Annotated in this window: 17 protein-coding genes and 1 pseudogene; 11 read left to right on the top strand and 7 right to left on the bottom strand. The window is 47.0% G+C overall.

From position 1 onward, the window contains the following. Positions 1 to 73: 73 nt before the first annotated feature. Complete coding sequence (locus tag ACUZ8J_RS09070) at positions 74 to 943, bottom strand: ion transporter (RefSeq protein ID WP_109285798.1); 870 nt, start codon at positions 941 to 943, stop codon at positions 74 to 76. A 157-nt stretch (positions 944 to 1,100) separates the two neighbouring features. Between ACUZ8J_RS09070 and ACUZ8J_RS09065 the strand changes: the two genes are divergently transcribed. From ACUZ8J_RS09065 to ACUZ8J_RS09055, 3 genes are all read left to right on the top strand, one after another. Beyond that, entirely contained in the window at positions 1,101 to 1,616 is a 516-nt protein-coding gene (locus ACUZ8J_RS09065; RefSeq protein WP_086904218.1) for a L,D-transpeptidase family protein, read from the top strand. A gap of 97 nt (positions 1,617 to 1,713) precedes the next feature. After that, positions 1,714 to 2,322 (top strand): VOC family protein, encoded by a 609-nt coding sequence (locus ACUZ8J_RS09060; RefSeq protein WP_446693634.1) that lies wholly within the window; start codon positions 1,714 to 1,716, stop codon positions 2,320 to 2,322. Between the two features lie 236 nt (positions 2,323 to 2,558). Further along, positions 2,559 to 2,819 (top strand): DUF5062 family protein, encoded by a 261-nt coding sequence (locus ACUZ8J_RS09055; RefSeq protein ID WP_011626406.1) that lies wholly within the window; start codon positions 2,559 to 2,561, stop codon positions 2,817 to 2,819. 69 nt (positions 2,820 to 2,888) lie between these two features. Here ACUZ8J_RS09055 and ACUZ8J_RS09050 read toward each other — a convergent pair whose 3' ends face one another. Beyond that, positions 2,889 to 3,800, bottom strand: coding sequence for a M23 family metallopeptidase (locus tag ACUZ8J_RS09050; protein ID WP_446693633.1), 912 nt, complete (start codon positions 3,798 to 3,800; stop codon positions 2,889 to 2,891). Between the two features lie 67 nt (positions 3,801 to 3,867). Next, positions 3,868 to 4,743: a 6-pyruvoyl trahydropterin synthase family protein gene (locus ACUZ8J_RS09045; protein WP_086904215.1), complete on the bottom strand. Its 876-nt coding sequence runs from the start codon at positions 4,741 to 4,743 to the stop codon at positions 3,868 to 3,870. 582 nt (positions 4,744 to 5,325) lie between these two features. On the opposite strand from ACUZ8J_RS09045, the pseudogene ACUZ8J_RS09040 reads away from it, so the two are divergent. Both ACUZ8J_RS09040 and ACUZ8J_RS09035 read left to right on the top strand, forming a co-directional pair. Then, positions 5,326 to 5,457: pseudogene (locus ACUZ8J_RS09040) on the top strand (cytochrome C biogenesis protein CcsA); the annotation flags it as partial. 231 nt (positions 5,458 to 5,688) lie between these two features. Next, a complete protein-coding gene (locus ACUZ8J_RS09035) occupies positions 5,689 to 6,690 on the top strand; it encodes a cytochrome-c peroxidase (protein WP_011717354.1) in 1,002 nt (333 codons plus the stop codon). Between the two features lie 138 nt (positions 6,691 to 6,828). On the opposite strand, the gene yejK is transcribed toward ACUZ8J_RS09035, so the two are convergent. Next, positions 6,829 to 7,857 carry a nucleoid-associated protein YejK gene (gene yejK / locus ACUZ8J_RS09030; protein WP_023268261.1) on the bottom strand — a complete coding sequence of 343 codons (1,029 nt, stop codon included), beginning with the start codon at positions 7,855 to 7,857 and terminating at the stop codon, positions 6,829 to 6,831. Between the two features lie 77 nt (positions 7,858 to 7,934). Here yejK and ACUZ8J_RS09025 point away from each other — a divergent pair, with 77 nt between their 5' ends. Both ACUZ8J_RS09025 and ACUZ8J_RS09020 read left to right on the top strand, forming a co-directional pair. Then, positions 7,935 to 8,153 (top strand): YejL family protein, encoded by a 219-nt coding sequence (locus tag ACUZ8J_RS09025; RefSeq protein ID WP_446693632.1) that lies wholly within the window; start codon positions 7,935 to 7,937, stop codon positions 8,151 to 8,153. Between the two features lie 66 nt (positions 8,154 to 8,219). Beyond that, complete coding sequence (locus ACUZ8J_RS09020) at positions 8,220 to 10,010, top strand: DUF3413 domain-containing protein (RefSeq protein ID WP_446693631.1); 1,791 nt, start codon at positions 8,220 to 8,222, stop codon at positions 10,008 to 10,010. 100 nt (positions 10,011 to 10,110) lie between these two features. Here ACUZ8J_RS09020 and ACUZ8J_RS09015 read toward each other — a convergent pair. Together ACUZ8J_RS09015 and ACUZ8J_RS09010 are read right to left on the bottom strand one after the other, a co-directional pair. After that, positions 10,111 to 11,339 (bottom strand): IS3 family transposase gene (locus ACUZ8J_RS09015; protein WP_446693630.1). Its coding sequence is split into 2 segments (ribosomal slippage): positions 10,111 to 10,988 and positions 10,988 to 11,339, totalling 1,230 coding nucleotides; the frame shifts between segments, so codons are not numbered across the junction. Between the two features lie 100 nt (positions 11,340 to 11,439). After that, entirely contained in the window at positions 11,440 to 12,552 is a 1,113-nt protein-coding gene (locus tag ACUZ8J_RS09010) for an NADH:flavin oxidoreductase/NADH oxidase (RefSeq protein WP_446693629.1), read from the bottom strand. A gap of 101 nt (positions 12,553 to 12,653) precedes the next feature. Here ACUZ8J_RS09010 and ACUZ8J_RS09005 point away from each other — a divergent pair, with 101 nt between their 5' ends. Together ACUZ8J_RS09005 and ACUZ8J_RS09000 are read left to right on the top strand one after the other, a co-directional pair. Further along, positions 12,654 to 13,520, top strand: a complete 867-nt coding sequence (locus tag ACUZ8J_RS09005) for a LysR family transcriptional regulator (protein ID WP_446693628.1) — start codon at positions 12,654 to 12,656, stop codon at positions 13,518 to 13,520. A 195-nt stretch (positions 13,521 to 13,715) separates the two neighbouring features. Further along, positions 13,716 to 14,666 (top strand): diguanylate cyclase, encoded by a 951-nt coding sequence (locus ACUZ8J_RS09000; RefSeq protein ID WP_446693627.1) that lies wholly within the window; start codon positions 13,716 to 13,718, stop codon positions 14,664 to 14,666. A gap of 265 nt (positions 14,667 to 14,931) precedes the next feature. On the opposite strand, the gene rarD is transcribed toward ACUZ8J_RS09000, so the two are convergent. Continuing rightward, entirely contained in the window at positions 14,932 to 15,831 is a 900-nt protein-coding gene (gene rarD / locus ACUZ8J_RS08995) for an EamA family transporter RarD (RefSeq protein WP_446693626.1), read from the bottom strand. A gap of 109 nt (positions 15,832 to 15,940) precedes the next feature. On the opposite strand from rarD, the gene ACUZ8J_RS08990 reads away from it, so the two are divergent. Both ACUZ8J_RS08990 and ACUZ8J_RS08985 read left to right on the top strand, forming a co-directional pair. Continuing rightward, on the top strand, positions 15,941 to 16,393 hold the full coding sequence (locus ACUZ8J_RS08990; RefSeq protein ID WP_126511500.1) for an Lrp/AsnC family transcriptional regulator: 453 nt from the start codon (positions 15,941 to 15,943) through the stop codon (positions 16,391 to 16,393). A 600-nt stretch (positions 16,394 to 16,993) separates the two neighbouring features. Next, positions 16,994 to 17,425 (top strand): hypothetical protein, encoded by a 432-nt coding sequence (locus tag ACUZ8J_RS08985; protein WP_446693625.1) that lies wholly within the window; start codon positions 16,994 to 16,996, stop codon positions 17,423 to 17,425. Positions 17,426 to 17,681 lie beyond the last annotated feature (256 nt).

The following is a 17,681-nucleotide window of genomic DNA, read 5'->3' as shown; positions in this document are numbered from 1 at the left end:
TTCGTCCTTTCTCATCTCTTCGCCCCTTCATCCCTTAGTGCCGTTAACGCACTAAGGGAAGAAAACTCTCCAATTACTTGTCCCCTTTCCCGTGGGGCGCTTCTAGCTTATCCAGCTCACAACCGCAACGATTACAATAGGTGGCATCGAGATCGTGGCCCATCTTATGGCATTGATTGCAGGAGCGCAGATCCCTATGACGGCCCACTTCTTGGGAAATTTCCGCCGTTAAAATCCCCGTTGGGATCGCAATAATCGAATAACCCAGCAACATAGTAAAAGCCGCAATCGCTTGACCTAATTCGGTTTTCGGCGTGATATCGCCGTAACCTACAGTCGTGATTGTCACAATGGTCCAGTAGACGGATTTGGGAATAGAGCTAAAACCATTCTCAGGGCCTTCGACCACATACATCACGGCGCTTAACACCATGATGATTAAACTCACCGAGAAGAAAAACAAAAACACCTTGCGGCTCGACTGCAACATGGCCTTGAGCAGCAGATTACCTTCGCTTAAATAACGCAGTAATTTCAGTACCCTAAAGATCCTAAAGAGACGCAGCACCCTGATCACTAAGGTGAAATTCGCCCCTGGAATAAACAGTGCCAGATAACTCGGTAGTACCGACAATAAATCCACTAAACCGTAAAAGCTGCGGGCATACAGCACAGGATGGGTCGCGCAGTACAACCTTAAACCATATTCAATGGTAAAAATCAGCGTAAACACCCACTCTAAAACGCGAATGATGTGCCCATAATCTTGGTGAACCGCTTCGACCGTATCGAGGAACACCAGCGCAACACTCAGCACAATACAGACCATTAAGCCGATATCGAAGTAGCGCCCTGCGGGCGTATCTGTGCCAAAAATAATAGTGCGTAGCTGGCGTTTTAATGGGCTTTCGGTGTCTGGTTTTTCAGGCGACAGATCTGACATAAGGGAAAACTTCCTTGCGATAAAAAGCGTTATCTTTTCCAAATCCCCAAAGTCTGCCATGCAATTGCCACTAGCTCAAAATTATCTACTCACATAGACATAAAATTGCGGTATGATGCGCGAAAAACCTATATCTGCGTCATTTTTAGAGGAAGACATGCGCGTACCCCTACTCACTAAAACAATTACTGTGGCCATGACTCTCGCCGCACTGATTTCACCCCAAGTGCTCGCCTCATCGGGTATAGGTAAAGTCGATTTAGTGGTGATCACTAAGTCTGAGTCCAATATGGCGCTGTTAAGGGACGGCAAAATCCTCAAGCAATATCGTATTGCCATGGGTGACTTGCCGACGGGCCACAAGTTAACTGAAGGCGACCAACGTACGCCGCAGGGCCGTTATATTCTGGACTATAAAAAATCCGATAGCGCCTATTACAAATCGATCCACATTTCTTATCCAAATGAAGAAGATAAGTTAAGAGCCAAGGCGCTGGGGATCCGCCCGGGCGGCATGATCATGATCCACGGCCAGAACCCACGTTCACCTCTCTCGCCCGAGCAGGCACAGCAGTACAACTGGACCGACGGTTGTATCGCCATTACCAACGCCGAGATGGATGAAGTGTGGAAAGCCGTCGATGAAGGCACACCCATCGAGATTTGGCCCTAAGCGCTAAGCACTAAGCACTAAGCTTGATTAGCCTATGCGACTCAACGCCCAGTCAAATGGGCGTTTTTATTTGTATTCCCCGCTTTAAGGATGTTTTATGTCAACAATCACGACAGAGGCTGCGGTATTCAGCTACGCCACCTTAGAACAAACATGGCCAGAGTTTGAGGCGAAGATCCTCACGTTTCTTGGCAAATTAGGCTTAGCGGACAAGGCGCTGCATTGTGATCATGTCGCCTTGCGAGTGAACAGCATCGCAGCTGCCGATGCGCTCAAGCAGGCCTTTAGTGCACGCGGGCGGATCATCTCGGATAATCAAATTAATGGCCGTACGATCCTTATCATCGAACTGGATAAGCCCCTAAAATTAGGCAGCTTTAGCATTGACTGCGTCGAGCTGCCCTATCCCGGCGATACCCTCTATCCCCAAGAAGGCTGGGAGCATATCGAACTGGTACTGCCATCGACGGCACAGGACTGCGACGGTCTAAGCCAAGAGCTGGCTCAGTTGAGCCCATCACTTGTGCCCTTACTCCAAGGGCAAGCGGCATCCTTAACCGAAGCGCCGATAAAAGTGAAATTCAGCTCGCCCAAGGGTAATAAAGAACGCTTAGCCAACCCTACCATTGCCTTTAAACAAGCCGATGTCTGTATCAAAATCCATCCGCACAGCATTAAAGCAGTTATCGCCAGCGAACAGGACTAACGGAAACAGCAATCTATGTGCGCTCCTTCTCGCAGGGAGTGTGAGCCCCATACCAATTACTGACAATCGCTTGCACAAAGCAGGCAGTTTGAGAAAAAGTCAGCAACAATAAAGGTGGAAATAGTCTAGTTTGTGATTATTAACGCTTTGATTCGCCATTAGGTTTTATCGAGTTTTGTGTTATCGACCGCGGGAATGCCAGCGGGCTTCCCGTGATATCCATAAGGACGCAGCGCATGAAACCCCACAAGCATGAAGCACAGCTACTCAAACTCGCCTTGGAGATTGGTATCGGCTACGCCAAAAAACGCGGTTTTGATGACTTTGACAAAGGTGTGTCGCCCAAGGATAAAGTGGAATGTATTTATCGGCTGTTAGTGACCGATAATTTGATCCAACCCTTAGCCAAAGATAAGGAGGATGGCCCGAATATGAAGCACAAGCTGGTACTGTGGATCATCCGCCATTTGCCGACTGATCACCCGTTATTGCAATAAGCCCCAAGCATAAAAACAGGGCGCCAATGATTGGGCGCCCTGTATGGAAATAAGAGATAGACGCGGGAGTTACTTAGCGACTTTCTGTGCTTTTTCCGCCGCCAGCACAGTCGCCATAGATGGCACTATGGTTGTCGGATCGAGGCGCATTTGAAACCAATTCACGCGCCAATCTAAATGTGGGCCATTCGCTCGCCCTGTCGCGCCGACTTCTGCTACGGCTTGGCCCTGCTTAACGGTTTCGCCCGCATTGACATAGAGTTTGCTTAAGTGCAAAAAGCTTGAACTCACGCCATAACCATGGTCGATGATCATAGTACCGCCCGAATAAAACATATCGGGAACCGACAGGCTAATCACGCCATCGGCTGGCGCCACTACCACAGTACCAGTTTTCGCAGCGACATCCACCCCAAAATGAGGGTTGCCAGGCACATCGTTATAAATCCGCTGACTACCATAGACACCCGAGATCCTGCCGGTTAATGGCCAAATAAACGACTGTAAAAATGCCGTTTGCTCGCTAAAAGTGCCACGGGCCGCTTTCACCTGCGCCGTATCTTTGGCCGCTCGCTCCTGCGCTACGGGATCGGGTTTCATGATCTTATTGCTGATGCCCTTAACGCTTTGAATATTGTATTCGCGCTTAGTGACACTGAGCGGTTTGACTTCGGTTAAGCCATCGGGATAGACCAAGCGTAGTTCTTGGCTCAGCTGCGCATCCCGATCAAAACCAAAGGCAAAATGGCCGTCTGGTGTCACTTTTAATGCCTCACCGTTAAGACTTACCTGCGTGCCCGCCGGCGCTTTACCACGAATTAACGCGCCTTGCTGAAATTGCCCTTCAAAGCTCACCTGTGCCTGAGTCGATAAGCTAAACAGAGTTAAGAACGACAAGACTGCCGCCTTACAACTGAGTGATGGTGTGTTCGGTAAAGTTTTTAACAACTTAGGCAGGGCATTAGGTAAAGCGTTTAGCATCTTCTCAAAAATCCTTATTCAAACAATAACGCCCTAAAGATTAGGGCGTTATAAAAAATCGACGGGCTTAATTGCCTTTGCTCACTATGGCACCTTTACCCACGCCTTCATAGGCGATCACAGTAAATTGGCTTGAAGGCACTTTTGCCACTAAGGTGGTTGCCATATAGTCGGCCAGCAATTCGACCGTGGTATCGTGCGGGATCAAATCACAACATTCCTTGGGCATGGCCAGTTGGAAATCCCCCTGCGGCGCTTGATAGTGGAAACCATAATGGCTGTCATCACTGATCCGCGTTTGCGGCGATAGGTTAAGGGTCTTCACTGACACTAAATCCTCCTCGCTACCGAGGTAGATATCGTGCCAACGCTTGGCCCAATATTCATCCCATTTCGGTGCCGGAATACCGTTTTCAAACACTTGCACCGGACTGCGATGACCATGGGCAATCCGCTGGCAATTGCCATCGTGTTTACGTAAACCATGGCTGTAATGATAGTAAGGCGAATTGAGGATCTCATGCCTTAAAGTGAGGCTAATACCTTCAACATTATCGGGCAGAGTTTCCCGCAGTGCTTTTTGTAAAAAGGCGTTAACGCTTGGAATATCAATCTGTTCAGATGGAACGAGTGCAAAGGCTTGGGAAGGACAAGCTAAGTGGATCTCACCGAGCGCGCTATCGAAATCCATCCATACCCGATCGCCCTGTTGCTGCCAACGCACACCACTGTAGGCGGTCGGTACCAATAAACGATGATCGGCCACCGCATCTATAGTCTGCTTGATGGTTCGTTTCACTTTAGCGAAATCGAGCACCATATTTTGCTCGTCTAGGCCGCCTTCTAATACCACATCGACAATCCAGCTTTCCCCTACCATGCCACGCTTGGGGCAAAGATAGGAAAAATCGATCACGGTTAAATCTTTTACAAACAGTTGCATTGACTCTCCTCGGCAGAAAAACAGTCCGCCTTAATAGGGATTGCGCCACTTAGCGATGGCCGAGCACGCTCACTTGGCCATAACCAAGCTTACCCAAACAGTAAATAAGGATTCTAATCAATTCTGCCTCGCCCCGCGACAAATGAATCCGCTGTTAGGCGCTTTTTATCTGGATGACACAACAAATGCACAAGCATCGCGTATGAGTTAGCCAATTCGCTGGCTCATTCAATGACTGAGTAAGCAAAACGCAAAATGCACTTATGCTACTCGCCCCGCCCAACAACGCGGAAAAATCTCGATAACGGCGTCAAGGATGTCACCACTGAGCCAATAGCGATGAATAGACGAGAACAAATACAGACTGCTTAATAGATACTCGCGATTAGCAGATGAATTGCTAAACGAAACACCATTCACCCTACCGAGATAATCAAACAAAAACAGCGAATTAGCTCACAAAAACCTAATCCACAACTGCGATAGACCCAATCGAAACAAGGCGTTATCCCTAAGGCGATTAAGCCGTTAGTATCGCCCTATAAACCATACATAAAGCAAGGTTAATAAGGGAGAGACCAGATGATAAAACTCACCGCTATCGCGATCAGTATTATGGCCATGTTAGGCGGACACTACGCTGTTGCTGCCGAACCGATTGAAGTAATTACCCCAGCTAAAATCACCGAGCCAGAAAAAGTCGAGCTGGGTAAAGAACAAATACAGACTGCTTAATAGATACTCGCGATTAGCAGATGAATTGCTAAACGAAACACCATTCACCCTACCGAGATAATCAAACAAAAACAGCGAATTAGCTCACAAAAACCTAATCCACAACTGCGATAGACCCAATCGAAACAAGGCGTTATCCCTAAGGCGATTAAGCCGTTAGTATCGCCCTATAAACCATACATAAAGCAAGGTTAATAAGGGAGAGACCAGATGATAAAACTCACCGCTATCGCGATCAGTATTATGGCCATGTTAGGCGGACACTACGCTGTTGCTGCCGAACCGATTGAAGTAATTACCCCAGCTAAAATCACCGAGCCAGAAAAAGTCGAGCTGGGTAAGATGCTGTTTTTCGAACCCAGACTGTCGAAATCAGGCTTTATCTCCTGTAATTCTTGCCACAATCTTTCTACTGGCGGCGTGGATGCCCTGCCCACATCGATTGGCCACCATTGGCAAGAAGGTCCAATTAACTCCCCAACCGTGCTGAACGCCGACTTTATGCTGGCGCAATTCTGGGATGGCCGCGCCAGCGACTTAAAAGAGCAAGCCGCAGGACCGATTGCCAATCCAAAGGAAATGGGCTTTACCCATGAACTTGCCACCGAAACCATTGCCTCAATGCCCGCATACCGTGCCCGCTTCGCTAAGGTTTATGGCGATGATAAAGTCGATATCGATCGTTTAACCGATGCCATTGCCGCCTTCGAAAAAACCTTAGTCACGCCGAATAGTCCATTCGATCAATATTTATTAGGTAAACAGGATGCGATTAGTAGCGAAGCCAAAGCCGGTTACCAACTGTTTAAGGACAAAGGTTGTGTCAGCTGCCACAATGGCCCCGCGGTCGGTGGCACTATGTTTATGAAGATGGGCCTCATCAAACCATTCCACACCAATAATCCTGCCGAAGGGCGTAAAGGTGTGACGGGCAAAGAAGCCGATAAATATGTGTTTAAAGTACCGACGCTGCGTAATATCGAGCTCACTTATCCCTACTTCCACGATGGCAGCGTATGGACGCTTGAAGAAGCGGTCAATACCATGGCGGATATTCAGTTAGGACAAAAGCTCACCGACAAAGAAACTAAGGAAATGGTGTCGTTTTTAAATTCGCTAACAGGTGAACAGCCGCAGATCACCCTGCCAATTCTGCCACCGTCGAATAAAGCAACACCGCGCCCTGTGCCATTTGCGGCAGCGACCAAGTAGGTCGAGCTAAACGGCACTTCAGATAAGTCGCTTACGCGCAAAAGTTAAAGGCCGAGGATTCATCCTCGGCCTTTTTGTTTAATATTTGATGCTTAAAAAGCGGACGCCTAAAGCTTAAGCGATCTAATCCAAAGTGAATTATTCGCCCTTAAGACGTCTATCTAACTGATCTTTTAAGTTAGCGGGCACGCCTTTAATCAAGAGCGTGTCGGAAATTGGATCGTAAATCACTCGCTGACCTAAATGGCCGCCATCGAAGCTAATGGTGACGCCGCCACCGGTCCCTGAAAACTTCTTCAATTGTCTTAAAGTCGATTTGTCGGCGGGGAATTCTTCATCCAGCTCATAACTGCCGCCACGGGCAAAGTCATAGAAAGACTCCATACCTTGGTCGGCGAGTTCATCCGCTAAATCTTTGATCTCAATGTCGGCACCTTCGTCAAAACGCTCGGAGCAATACTCAAACACTTTGTTACGGCATTGCTGACGTTCTTCTTTGGTCAGATCGCTGCTGGCAACAAAATCTTCCACCGCATTCATTAGGGTCTTATTTTGCGCTTTTGTATTTACGCCTTCGACACAACCCATAAAGTCGAGGAAAAAGTCCGCCACCTTACGGCCAGCTCGACCGCGGATAAAGGAGATGTACTTGCGGGAGTCCTTGTCGGCCTGCCATTCGGTAAGGTCAATACGCGCCGCTAATTGAATATTGTTTAAATCCAAATGGTTGTTTTGCGACAGCTCCATATCGTCAAGAACCGTCATCGACGACTTGGCACTCAGCAACGCCACAAACAAAAAGTCACTCGCCATGCTGGTATAGCAGGACATCAACAGGAATCCGCCTTGGCTAAAATCATATTTTGCCAACTCTTCCTGTAACAACTTACTGGCTTGACCGGTAAATTCGACAAAGCCTAAATCCCCTGCACGGTATTCCTGCAACGCATTAGAAAACGCAGGATTGGCTTCACCGTCATCACCGTGGATACCAAAATAACCAAATCCTTTGCCGGATTTGCTGGTATAGGTCTGATGCAATTCTTCCAGCATCATCTCGACAGCCTGACTGTTCAGCAGAGGTTGAGGACGTAAACGGCAGCGTAATTGCCCCTGACTGTCCTGGGAAATCTCGTGAATAATTGCTTGTTCGATGTTAATACTCATAAGCCCTGATAGTGATGCTGGAATAAATCCGCTATTATATGCCGCTAATCCATTCCAAAGTGAAACATTTTTTGATTATGGCAATCCAATCGAAATACTCAAACGCACAAGTTGAATCATTAATCGCCGAGATTTTAGCGGTACTCGACAAGCACAAAGCCCCTACTGACTTAAGCCTGATGGCACTGGGCAACTGTGTCACTCACCTGCTCGAGCGCAAAGTGCCAAGCGAATCTCGCCAAGCAGTCGCTGAACAATTTGCAAAAGCACTCGCACAATCGGTGAAATCCAATTAAGTTAGTCGAGTAACAATCGTTAAAACAACATAAGATACAACGTCTTTTAGGAATAAGCGGATCACTATGGTCGAGCGAAAAAAGCAAATGAGCCGCGATCGCGTGTCACGACTCATCAACTGGGGACATTGGTTCGCCTTCTTTAATGGCCTGTTGGCCATGATTGTCGGCACACGCTATCTGAGCAGTGTGGGTTATCCCGAAACTTGGTTTGGCTGGGGCTACCTCGCCGTCAGCACCATTGGCCAGTTCAGTTTTCTTGCTTTTATCGCCTACTTGATCTGCCTATTCCCGCTGACCTTAATCTTACCTTATTCCAAGATTTTAAGGGGCTTAGCGGCGGTTATCGCCACCTTAAGCCTGTGTATCTTATTGTATGACACCATAGTGTATGCCGATTATGGCATGCACTTGAGCCCCTTCGCCTTCGACTTAGCCTGGGCCGATTTAAATGCCCTGCTCCACGGTACCTCTTATATTGTGACGCCGATTGCCATTTTGGTGATTGAGCTAACGGCGGCCAACTTCCTGTGGAAACGGATTGAGAAAATCCAAAAGCTAAATCTTGGCAATAAGGTTATTACCCTGATTGGGGTGTGTTTTGTCAGCAGTCATTTGATCCACATTTGGGCCGATGCCGCCGATATCACCGAAATTACCCGTTTCGATGATACTTATCCGTTGTCATACCCCGCCACAGCTCGCTCTTTTATGGAAAGCCATGGGATCGATGGTTCTTCGCAATCGGATGATGAAGCCAATCATGCGACCAGCACGCTCAGTTATCCCGCACAGCCACTACAATGCCAAGCCGACAGCAAACCCAATGTGTTAATGCTGACCATCGATAGCTTACGTGCCGACATGGTGGACGCTAAGACCATGCCGTTTTTGCATCAATACACTGAGCAGAATCAGAGCTTTACTCAGCATTACAGTGGCGGTAATCAATTTAGAACCGGCATGTTCTCCCTACTCTATGGCTTACAAGGCAGCTATGGCGATGCGCGCATCTTCAATAGCACTAGCCCAATCATGACCCAAAGCTTTAGACAGGCGGGTTATCAGCTTGGCTTATTTATCCCCGAAACCAATCTGAATTTACGCTCGGCGCAGGCCATGTTTAATGACTTTACCCCCGTCATCGCCAAAGAAACCAATGGCAGTGCCGATGCCGATTTACGCAGCGTAGGCCACTTTAAGCAATGGCAAAGCGTGCAGCAGAGCCCATGGTTTGCCCTCGTCAATCTAAAGGCGCCGGAGAATTTTGACACTCCAGTCGGCTTCCTTGGCATCGAAACCGTCAAGGCCGATGCGAATTTGAAACCAGCGCAAAAGGTGCTGTTTAACCAATATCGCCAATCGTTGAATTTTATTGATAAGCAAATCCAAGCGATAGTGAGTGAGTTGCCGAGCGATACCTTAGTGGTAATCACCGGCGTTAATGGCAAAATTTTCACCAGCAACAGCGATGAAGCCCAGCGCAATCTGTCTCCCGAGAGTGTCAGAGTGCCTATGGTCATTCATTGGCCTAATGTCGGCGCCAGTAAGGTTAAATACCGCACGAGCCACTATGGCGTAGTGCCTACCTTGATGACCCATATCTTAGGGTGCACCAATAACACCACGGACTACAGCGCGGGCCGTAGCCTGTTGCAACCAAGCCAAGAGACCTGGATTTACATCGGTGACAGTCGCATATTTGCCATTTACCAACAGTCAGAAATCACCGTCATCGACCGCCATGGTAAATACCGCATATACGATGAGAACTTTGAACACAGACTGCATAAGAAGATGAGTGCGCCTGAGCTTATCCAAGTGATGCGAGAGGGCCGTCGCCTCTACAATCATTAAGTAAAGCGTCACTAAGCGAGCAATCGTTGCTGGCCGATATCGCCCCTGTAAAAGTTTGCGTTAAAGCGAGATGTCTCGTCCTAAGATAGGTTGACAGTTTTTAGGCCAGCTCCAGTAGCTGGCCTTTTCTATTGTGCACCTGATTAGGGGAGTCCATATTCAAACTCAGATGCGGTCTCATATTGTTGTATATTGCTATCGATTCTCTAACAAGTATCTTCAGCTCCGCAAATGTCCTACATCGGTGCAGTAAAAACTCCTGCTTCAGTATGCCATTTACTCTTTCTGCTAATGCATTTTGGTAGCAATCATAACCATCCGTCATTGACGGCTGGATTTGGCTCGCCTGAAGCGCATTCTGATAAACGGCTGAGCAGTACTGTAAGCCTCTGTCTGAGTGATGCACCGCGTTGCCGATATAGCGCTTATCTTTGATGGCCATTTTTAACGCTTTCACCACACTCTCGGCTTTCATGTCTTTACTCACGTGATGACCGACTATTTTACGAGAACTGGCATCGGTGATCAGTGACAGGTAGTGCACACCTTGGTCTGACTCAAGATAGGTGATATCGCTGACCAGTACATGCCCTGCATCGTGCAGTCCCTCCTCTTTCAGCAGATTAGGATGCTTCTTCATCCAGTGTTTGCTGAACGTGGTTTTTGTGTAGCTTTTCTTCGGTTTAACCAGTAAACCTTCACTTCTCAAATAGGTAAAGAACCCATCTCGCCCGAGTTTAATATCGTGCTCAACCAGCTTGGATTTTATCAACGTGTAGAGCTTACGGGCCCCTAACCTTGGCATATATTTACGCCAGTACTGGACCCAGTCTTTGATAACCGATAGCTCAGCTCTACGACTTTCCATTCGAGCAACTGCCTGATAAATACCTTGCCTCGACATACCCGCAGCACGACATGCGGCAGCGAGGTTTATTTCTCCGTTGCCTTTTGCTTGCCAGACGTACCGGATAAGTACTTTTTTCTGAGGCCTGCTCCATATTCATTGTCCATGATATCAACCATGCCATTGAGGATTTGGTTACGCAGTTTATCTTCTGCTAACTCACGTTCAAGGCGCTTGATCGTTTCGGCAGGTGTTTCTTTTGACTTAGTCATAAGGGGATGCTGAAAAAGTTTCGACCAATCGAGTCTACCATGTTTTCTAAGCCAGACGAGTACCGTTGAACGGCCTTGAATACCAAAATGGGCTTGGGCTTGTTTGTACGTCATTTCGCCTTTTTCAACACGCTCTACAACGCCTAATTTAAAGGCTAAGGTGTAATCTCGTTGTGTGCGCTTACGGCTTGAGTTAATTGATGTTGTCATAAAGAAGTCCTCTTTATGTCAACGTATTTCAGGACTAGACAAGAATAAACAAAAAGCCCCACCTTAATCGTGGGGCTTTTTATTTGGCGAACAACTCATCTCAATCTATGGATGATTCCGCTTTCACGGTGGAATAACGTTCTAACCAATGGGCGTAGGATGAAGGTAACACCCAAGATGGACGCGAGACCTTTAAGGTTTGCGCCGCTTGATAAGGCCAGTGAGGGTTAGCTAAAAACGCTTTACCTATCATCACTATATCCATTTGCTGATCTTGAATCGCTTGCTCCGCATGGTGAGGATTATCCATGCCCCATGACGTTGCGACCGGGAAACCTACTTCTCGACGCACTCGCTCGGCAATAGGCGCCAAAAAGGCCGGGCGCCAAGGAATATTGGCCATGGGGGTTGAAAAACAAATACTGACGTTAAGCATATCGAGGCCCGCGCGCTTAAATTGCTTTACCAAGGCGATGGATTCACTCAGGGTTTGCTCGTCTTTATCATCAAATTCAATCACACCAAAGCGCGCCGTTAACGGCAAATGCTCAGGCCAAACCGCCCTCACCGCCTCCACTGTCTCGATAAGGAAACGGCCTCGTCCTTCGGCATCACCACCGTATTCATCGGTTCTTTGGTTGGCATAGGTAGAGAAGAAGCTTTGCGCTAAATAGCCGTGGGCAAAATGCAGCTCTAACCATTCAAACCCAGCGTCGAGCGCCCGCTTGGCCGCCGCCACAAAATCGGCTTTCACGCGCTGAATATCATCAATCGTCATGGCTGTCGGTACTTTGCCAAGGTTAGCGCCAAATGCCACGGCCGATGGCGACAGCGTTTGCCAGCCTTGCTCCCCCTCAATATGGTCATCCCCTTCCCAAGGAATGTTAGCACTGGCTTTACGACCAGCATGGGCGATTTGGATCCCCGCCACCGCACCAGCCCCTTTAATCGCCGAGGCGATGTTGGCTAAACCTGCTGCTTGTTCCTCGTTCCACAATCCTAAGCAGCGCGGAGTGATCCGCCCCTCTGGCGATACGGCTGTCGCCTCAACCACCACTAAACCTGCGCCGCCGCGAGCTAAGCTAGTGTAATGTACTTGATGCCAATCGTTACTCAGCCCGTCGTGAGCCTGATACTGGCACATAGGTGCCACGGCAATGCGGTTTTTAAGCGTGATATCTTTTAATCTGAAAGGAGAAAATAGCTGGGTCATCTGACAGTCCTAACCATGGGTTAACTATGATGAGGACAGACTAAAACGAACGTGCCATAATTAAAAGCATCACCATATTATAGGTTCTATAAGATTTCATTATGATAAACCCACAATGGCTCAATACCTTTGCAGTGTTAGTGGAAAAGGGAAACTTTACCCGCACGGCCGAAGCCATAGGTATCACCCAAGCAGCGGTCAGCCAACATATCAGTCGCTTAGAGGAAGAATACGGCACTCTCTTTTTGCGCCGTAGCCGCCAACTCGAAATCACGCCCGTTGGTGAGCATTTGTTGAGTTACGTCAAAGACATAAACTGCGCACAGAAGCGATTACAGCAAAAACTCATTCAAGACGATGCCCATATTGGCGAGATAAGCCTTATCACCCCAGGCAGTATTGGCTTAACGCTCTACCCGTTACTATTACAGCTACAAACGGAGTTTTCGCAGCTAAAAATTCATCATCGTTTTGCCCCCGATAATGAAATCCTCTCAGCCATTCTTGCTAATCAACATGAGCTAGGGATGGTGACCTTTAAACCGTCGGATCCTTGTATCAGCAGCAGCCATTTTACTGAAGAACCCCTCGAGCTGGTTGTGCCTGCAGGGCATAAAATTACCAGCTGGCAAGATTTGCAGCGCCTCGGATTTATCTCCCACCCCGATGGCGAAGCCATGGCCACCCGTTTATTAAGCCGCAAATATCCAGGGAGTCCAGGCATTCAAGAGATCCCTTGTAAAGGGTTTATTAATCAGATCAGCTTAATTCTCGAGCCCGTCGCCAAGGGGCTCGGCTTTACCGTGATCCCTCGCTATGCCCGTAAAGCCTTTGAACGACAAGATGAAATCTATGTGGTTGAGTGTGGCAGCCCAGTGGTGGACACCATTTGGCTGATCCACAGAGCCGAGTGGCCTTTGTCTCGCCGGGCACAAACGGCCATCGCTTACTTAAAAAGCCAGATTTAACCAAAAACAGAGAGATAGAAACGCCACGGCGAAAGGCGTTAAACCGGCAAACTGAACGCCTAGCAATAAAAAACTAGCCATTTTAGAGCAACATAATTAATTGAATATCGGACAGATTTATTTTAATGAGTTATATTAACAACCATAAAGAGTACCCCATGTTGTTAGAACTCATTCATTGCACGGCTGCGATCCATGACAAAAAATGCCCCACAACACACAGAAGCGGGTCCCGATTCCAACCATAGTCAGGCCATTGATACTATTTTGAATAGCCTCGATGCATTGGTTTATGTCTCTGATTTGGCGACCTATGATCTGCTCTATCTCAATGACTACGGTGTATCAGCTTGGGGTGAGGCAAAAGGTAAAAAATGCTATCAAGTGCTGCAATCGGGGCAAAGTTCACCTTGTCAATTTTGTACTAACCCTAAGCTGCTGGATGACAAAGGGGATCCTGCTGGCGTCCATGTGTGGGAGTTTCAAAATACGCAAAATAAGCGTTGGTACCAATGTCGCGATCAAGCCATTCGTTGGACCGATGGCCGATTAGTAAGAATAGAAATCGCCACCGATATCACCGAACGCAAGCAGATGGAGCAAGCGCTAATAGAGGCAAAATCCATAGCCGAACGCCTTGCCGATACTGACGAACTGACCCAGCTCTATAATCGCCGGGCTTTTTTCAATCTCGGTCGTCAAATCGCGCAGCAAGCCCAACAACCGCTGGCCTTTATCATGTTCGATATTGACCATTTTAAGCGAATTAACGACCACTGGGGCCATGCGATGGGGGATGCAGCGCTTATCCATATCGCAAAATTGACGCAAACCAAACTGAGATCTCAGGATATTCTCGCCCGCCTCGGGGGCGAAGAATTTGGCCTGATTTTACCCAACACTCACCTTGAGCAAGCATGGCAAGTGGCAGAGTCAATTCGCCACGGGTTTGATACGCAGCCACTGCAGCTTGACGGCCACAGCATTCACTGCACCGCAAGTTTTGGCATTGCATCCTTAAGCTTGCCTCAAGTCAATCATCCCGATGAGGCACAAACCCTGTTAGAGACCCTTTTCAATAATGCCGATCAGGCCATGATGCAAGCCAAGCGCGCTGGTAGGAATCAAGTCTGTGATGCGGCTTGACCTATTGCAAACATGTCCATTGCAAACATGTCCTTTGCAAGGAAGTTAAGGAAGTTAAGCCATTTAAGACGCTGTAAGACACGTGATGAGATAAAAAGCTTTCACTTGATGACCAATAAAGCCGTTTTGGCCGCCATTGGGTTCAGTTTAAGACCCCAAAGCATGGCTAAACGGCTTAAAAGCTTGTCTCCATTGCGCTGGTGCGTAATCAACTAAATCTAAAGTCGTCGCAAGGAATAGCCCTTATTTAGCTCATGATCCAGCTCTAAAAGTTTCTTGATTTAAAGATCTTAAGCCCACCTTCTAGCATCAATACAATAACGGCAAACCAAATACCGATATAAGTCGGCCATTCACTTCGGCTAATTGTCTCGCCAAGCATGATTGCAACAACGAGTAACAATAAGGGTTCAACATAGATAAGTAACCCGAACAGGCTCAGATTCAAGTGCGGTGCAGATAAGGATTGCAATCCAAGAGCTAAAGCACTGATGGCACCTAAACCTATGGCTAACCACAGCGGCAAGCTACTCTCGCCAAAGCTGCCAATCACGCAGCCGCCATTTAAGATGAAGTAAATGCAGAATGGTACGCTGAGCAGCATATCAAACCAGACGCCACCAATATTATTGGTATCGGTTTTGTGCCTTAGCCAAAAATAGATTGGATATCCTAAGCAGATAGCCAGTGTTGGCCAAGTCAAGGTTTGAGAAATACCAACCTGATTCATAACCCCAAGTAAAGCTAACAGGCAGGCGATCCACTGCATTTTAGACATCTTGTCATTAAAGGCGAATCGGCCAACCAACACCATGGTAATAGGCATAATAAAATATCCCAGTGATACAGCTAAGCCGTACCCATTGCCAGGAGCCCACATAAATAACCAAAGTTGAATGCCGATTAAAAAGCTGGATGCGATTCGAGTTAACCAAAAGTGTTTTTCGTGAATGACTCGCTGATAAATAACGATGACTTGCGACCAGTAGCCCCGAACAAGAATGAAGAGGGTTAACATTGGCATGGTGAATAAAATGCGCCAACCATATATTTCTTCACCACTGAGCGCGTCGAGCAGAGCCGTGTAAGCAAACATTATCGCAAAGAGCGCCGAAGCGGCCACATTTAAGCTGACACCGAGCAAAGTATTGGGAGCTGATTTCATAACGTCCAACAGAAAATGGGTAATTGAGTGGTATTTTATTGTGTTAACTTAGGGATTATTTCTCTAAATTGATGCTATTTTCGATAAAATTTCTCACTTGGATGCCAATATGTCGCTCGATAAATACGATCATGCTCTTCTAGCCTTGCTGCAAGTGAACTGTCAAACTTCGTTACGAGAGTTGGCAGAATCCGTTCACTTGTCTACGGCTTCAGTTCAGCGGCGCATTCAAAAGCTGAAAGACGAGGGTTATATCCAATCTACAGTCGCTATTTTAAACCCCGATAAACTTAATAAAGTCATAACCATTTTTGTAGAAGTTCAGGTTGAGAAAACCGATATCAATGCGCTAAGGCAATTGAAACAAGACTTTTCTGGTCCAGAAGTTCAGCAATGCTACTACGTTACTGGGGATGCCGATTTTATGCTGGTACTGCTAGTACCGCACATGCAACGTTTCCAAGCACTTTGTGATCAAATGTTCCACAACAATCCGAATGTTAAATGGTTCAGAACCATAGTGGCGTTAGACCGAGTTAAGACGACGTTAAATGTCTTGTAACGTCGCATAATATATTGTTTTGTTTGAAATTAGCTACGTCATTGCAATGGACTCATCCATTGATAACGGCATCGATTGCTCCAACCGGATAGCCAGTAATAGTGCAGCGCCATAACATCTCATACTAAGCATTACTGCATCCACTTAACTTGCTGTATTTCATTGATATTTTCTATTTACATCAGGAATACCCCAAAGTGTGTTTTGCAGTTCAAAGGGTATTGGCCAAGTAACGTTTTGCCTGTAAAAAAGTTGATGGTTCAACTTAGAAGTTATACATTCCATCTTTTTTGTAGTTTGAATGCTTTAATCAAAATCGTGGGGCTTCCCCACTGATTTATAATCAAGAGTCGACCTAGGAGGACTGCTCGTCCTATCAAAAACGTCCATGTTAAACTACCAGCTCGATATCCCTATCTCGCGCTCAAAATGACCGTTAGCCTTAGCCCTTGGGTGCTCCAAGACGCCCCAACAGAGTTGAAAACCACTTGTGCTCATCGCCAAATTTGCTATCGCTTTCCAAGGGTAACAGAGGTTAATCCAAATGAGTGTTATGACTTTATTTTTGCAAACCTAGAACCGACTCAGGCGTAAAAGCTAATGGACATCAAAGCACTAATTAAACAAATAGAAAATACTGACTGGCTAAGCCAAGCAGAGCACATCTTAGCGATTTCTCAATTACAAATTGAATGGGATTGGTTGCCGAGCAGCAGAGATCAATCCGATCCTTTCGAAGGAACATATCCAACTAAACCAGACGAACAGATCTACGACAAAGAGGCTGAGAAAATGGTTTATAAAGCCGCGTTGAGATCGTTGCGAAGCGTTGGTAAGGCTCATCCTAAACTCGTCGATGGCCCCCATAACTACACTGAGGCAATGAAAGGTAGCGCGCTGTTCGCTTGCAAACACGCAGCCAAAGAGGTCATTTCCAATCAGCCAGGAAAGTGGGTAGCAATTTTAGCATTATATAATAGTGGCGTGTGGCCATGTGGCATAACACAAACTGGGGAATTGGTGATCCTGTAAAAACAGTCAGGACACAGGAGCTGCTTCGTATTCAGCAACCTTCAGTGATACAGCACCTAGCTAAAGTTGAAAGTCGCACTCGATTACTTAAAGTTGTTGCTAAGTTTATCGCCTTACAGGTTAAACCTATGACTTCCTTTCAATCTCAAGATAGCAGTAAAAAGCCAAATTACAGACACAAAAAAGCCCGCAACTGATTAAGATTGCAGGCTTTATTGTTTATGAATTTGGTCGGTATGAGAGGATTCGAACCTCC

The organism is Shewanella sp. Koi 1, from assembly GCF_052907445.1.
The sequence above is the reverse complement of the archived record's forward strand: the minus strand, read 5'-3'. Positions and strand labels throughout refer to the sequence as shown.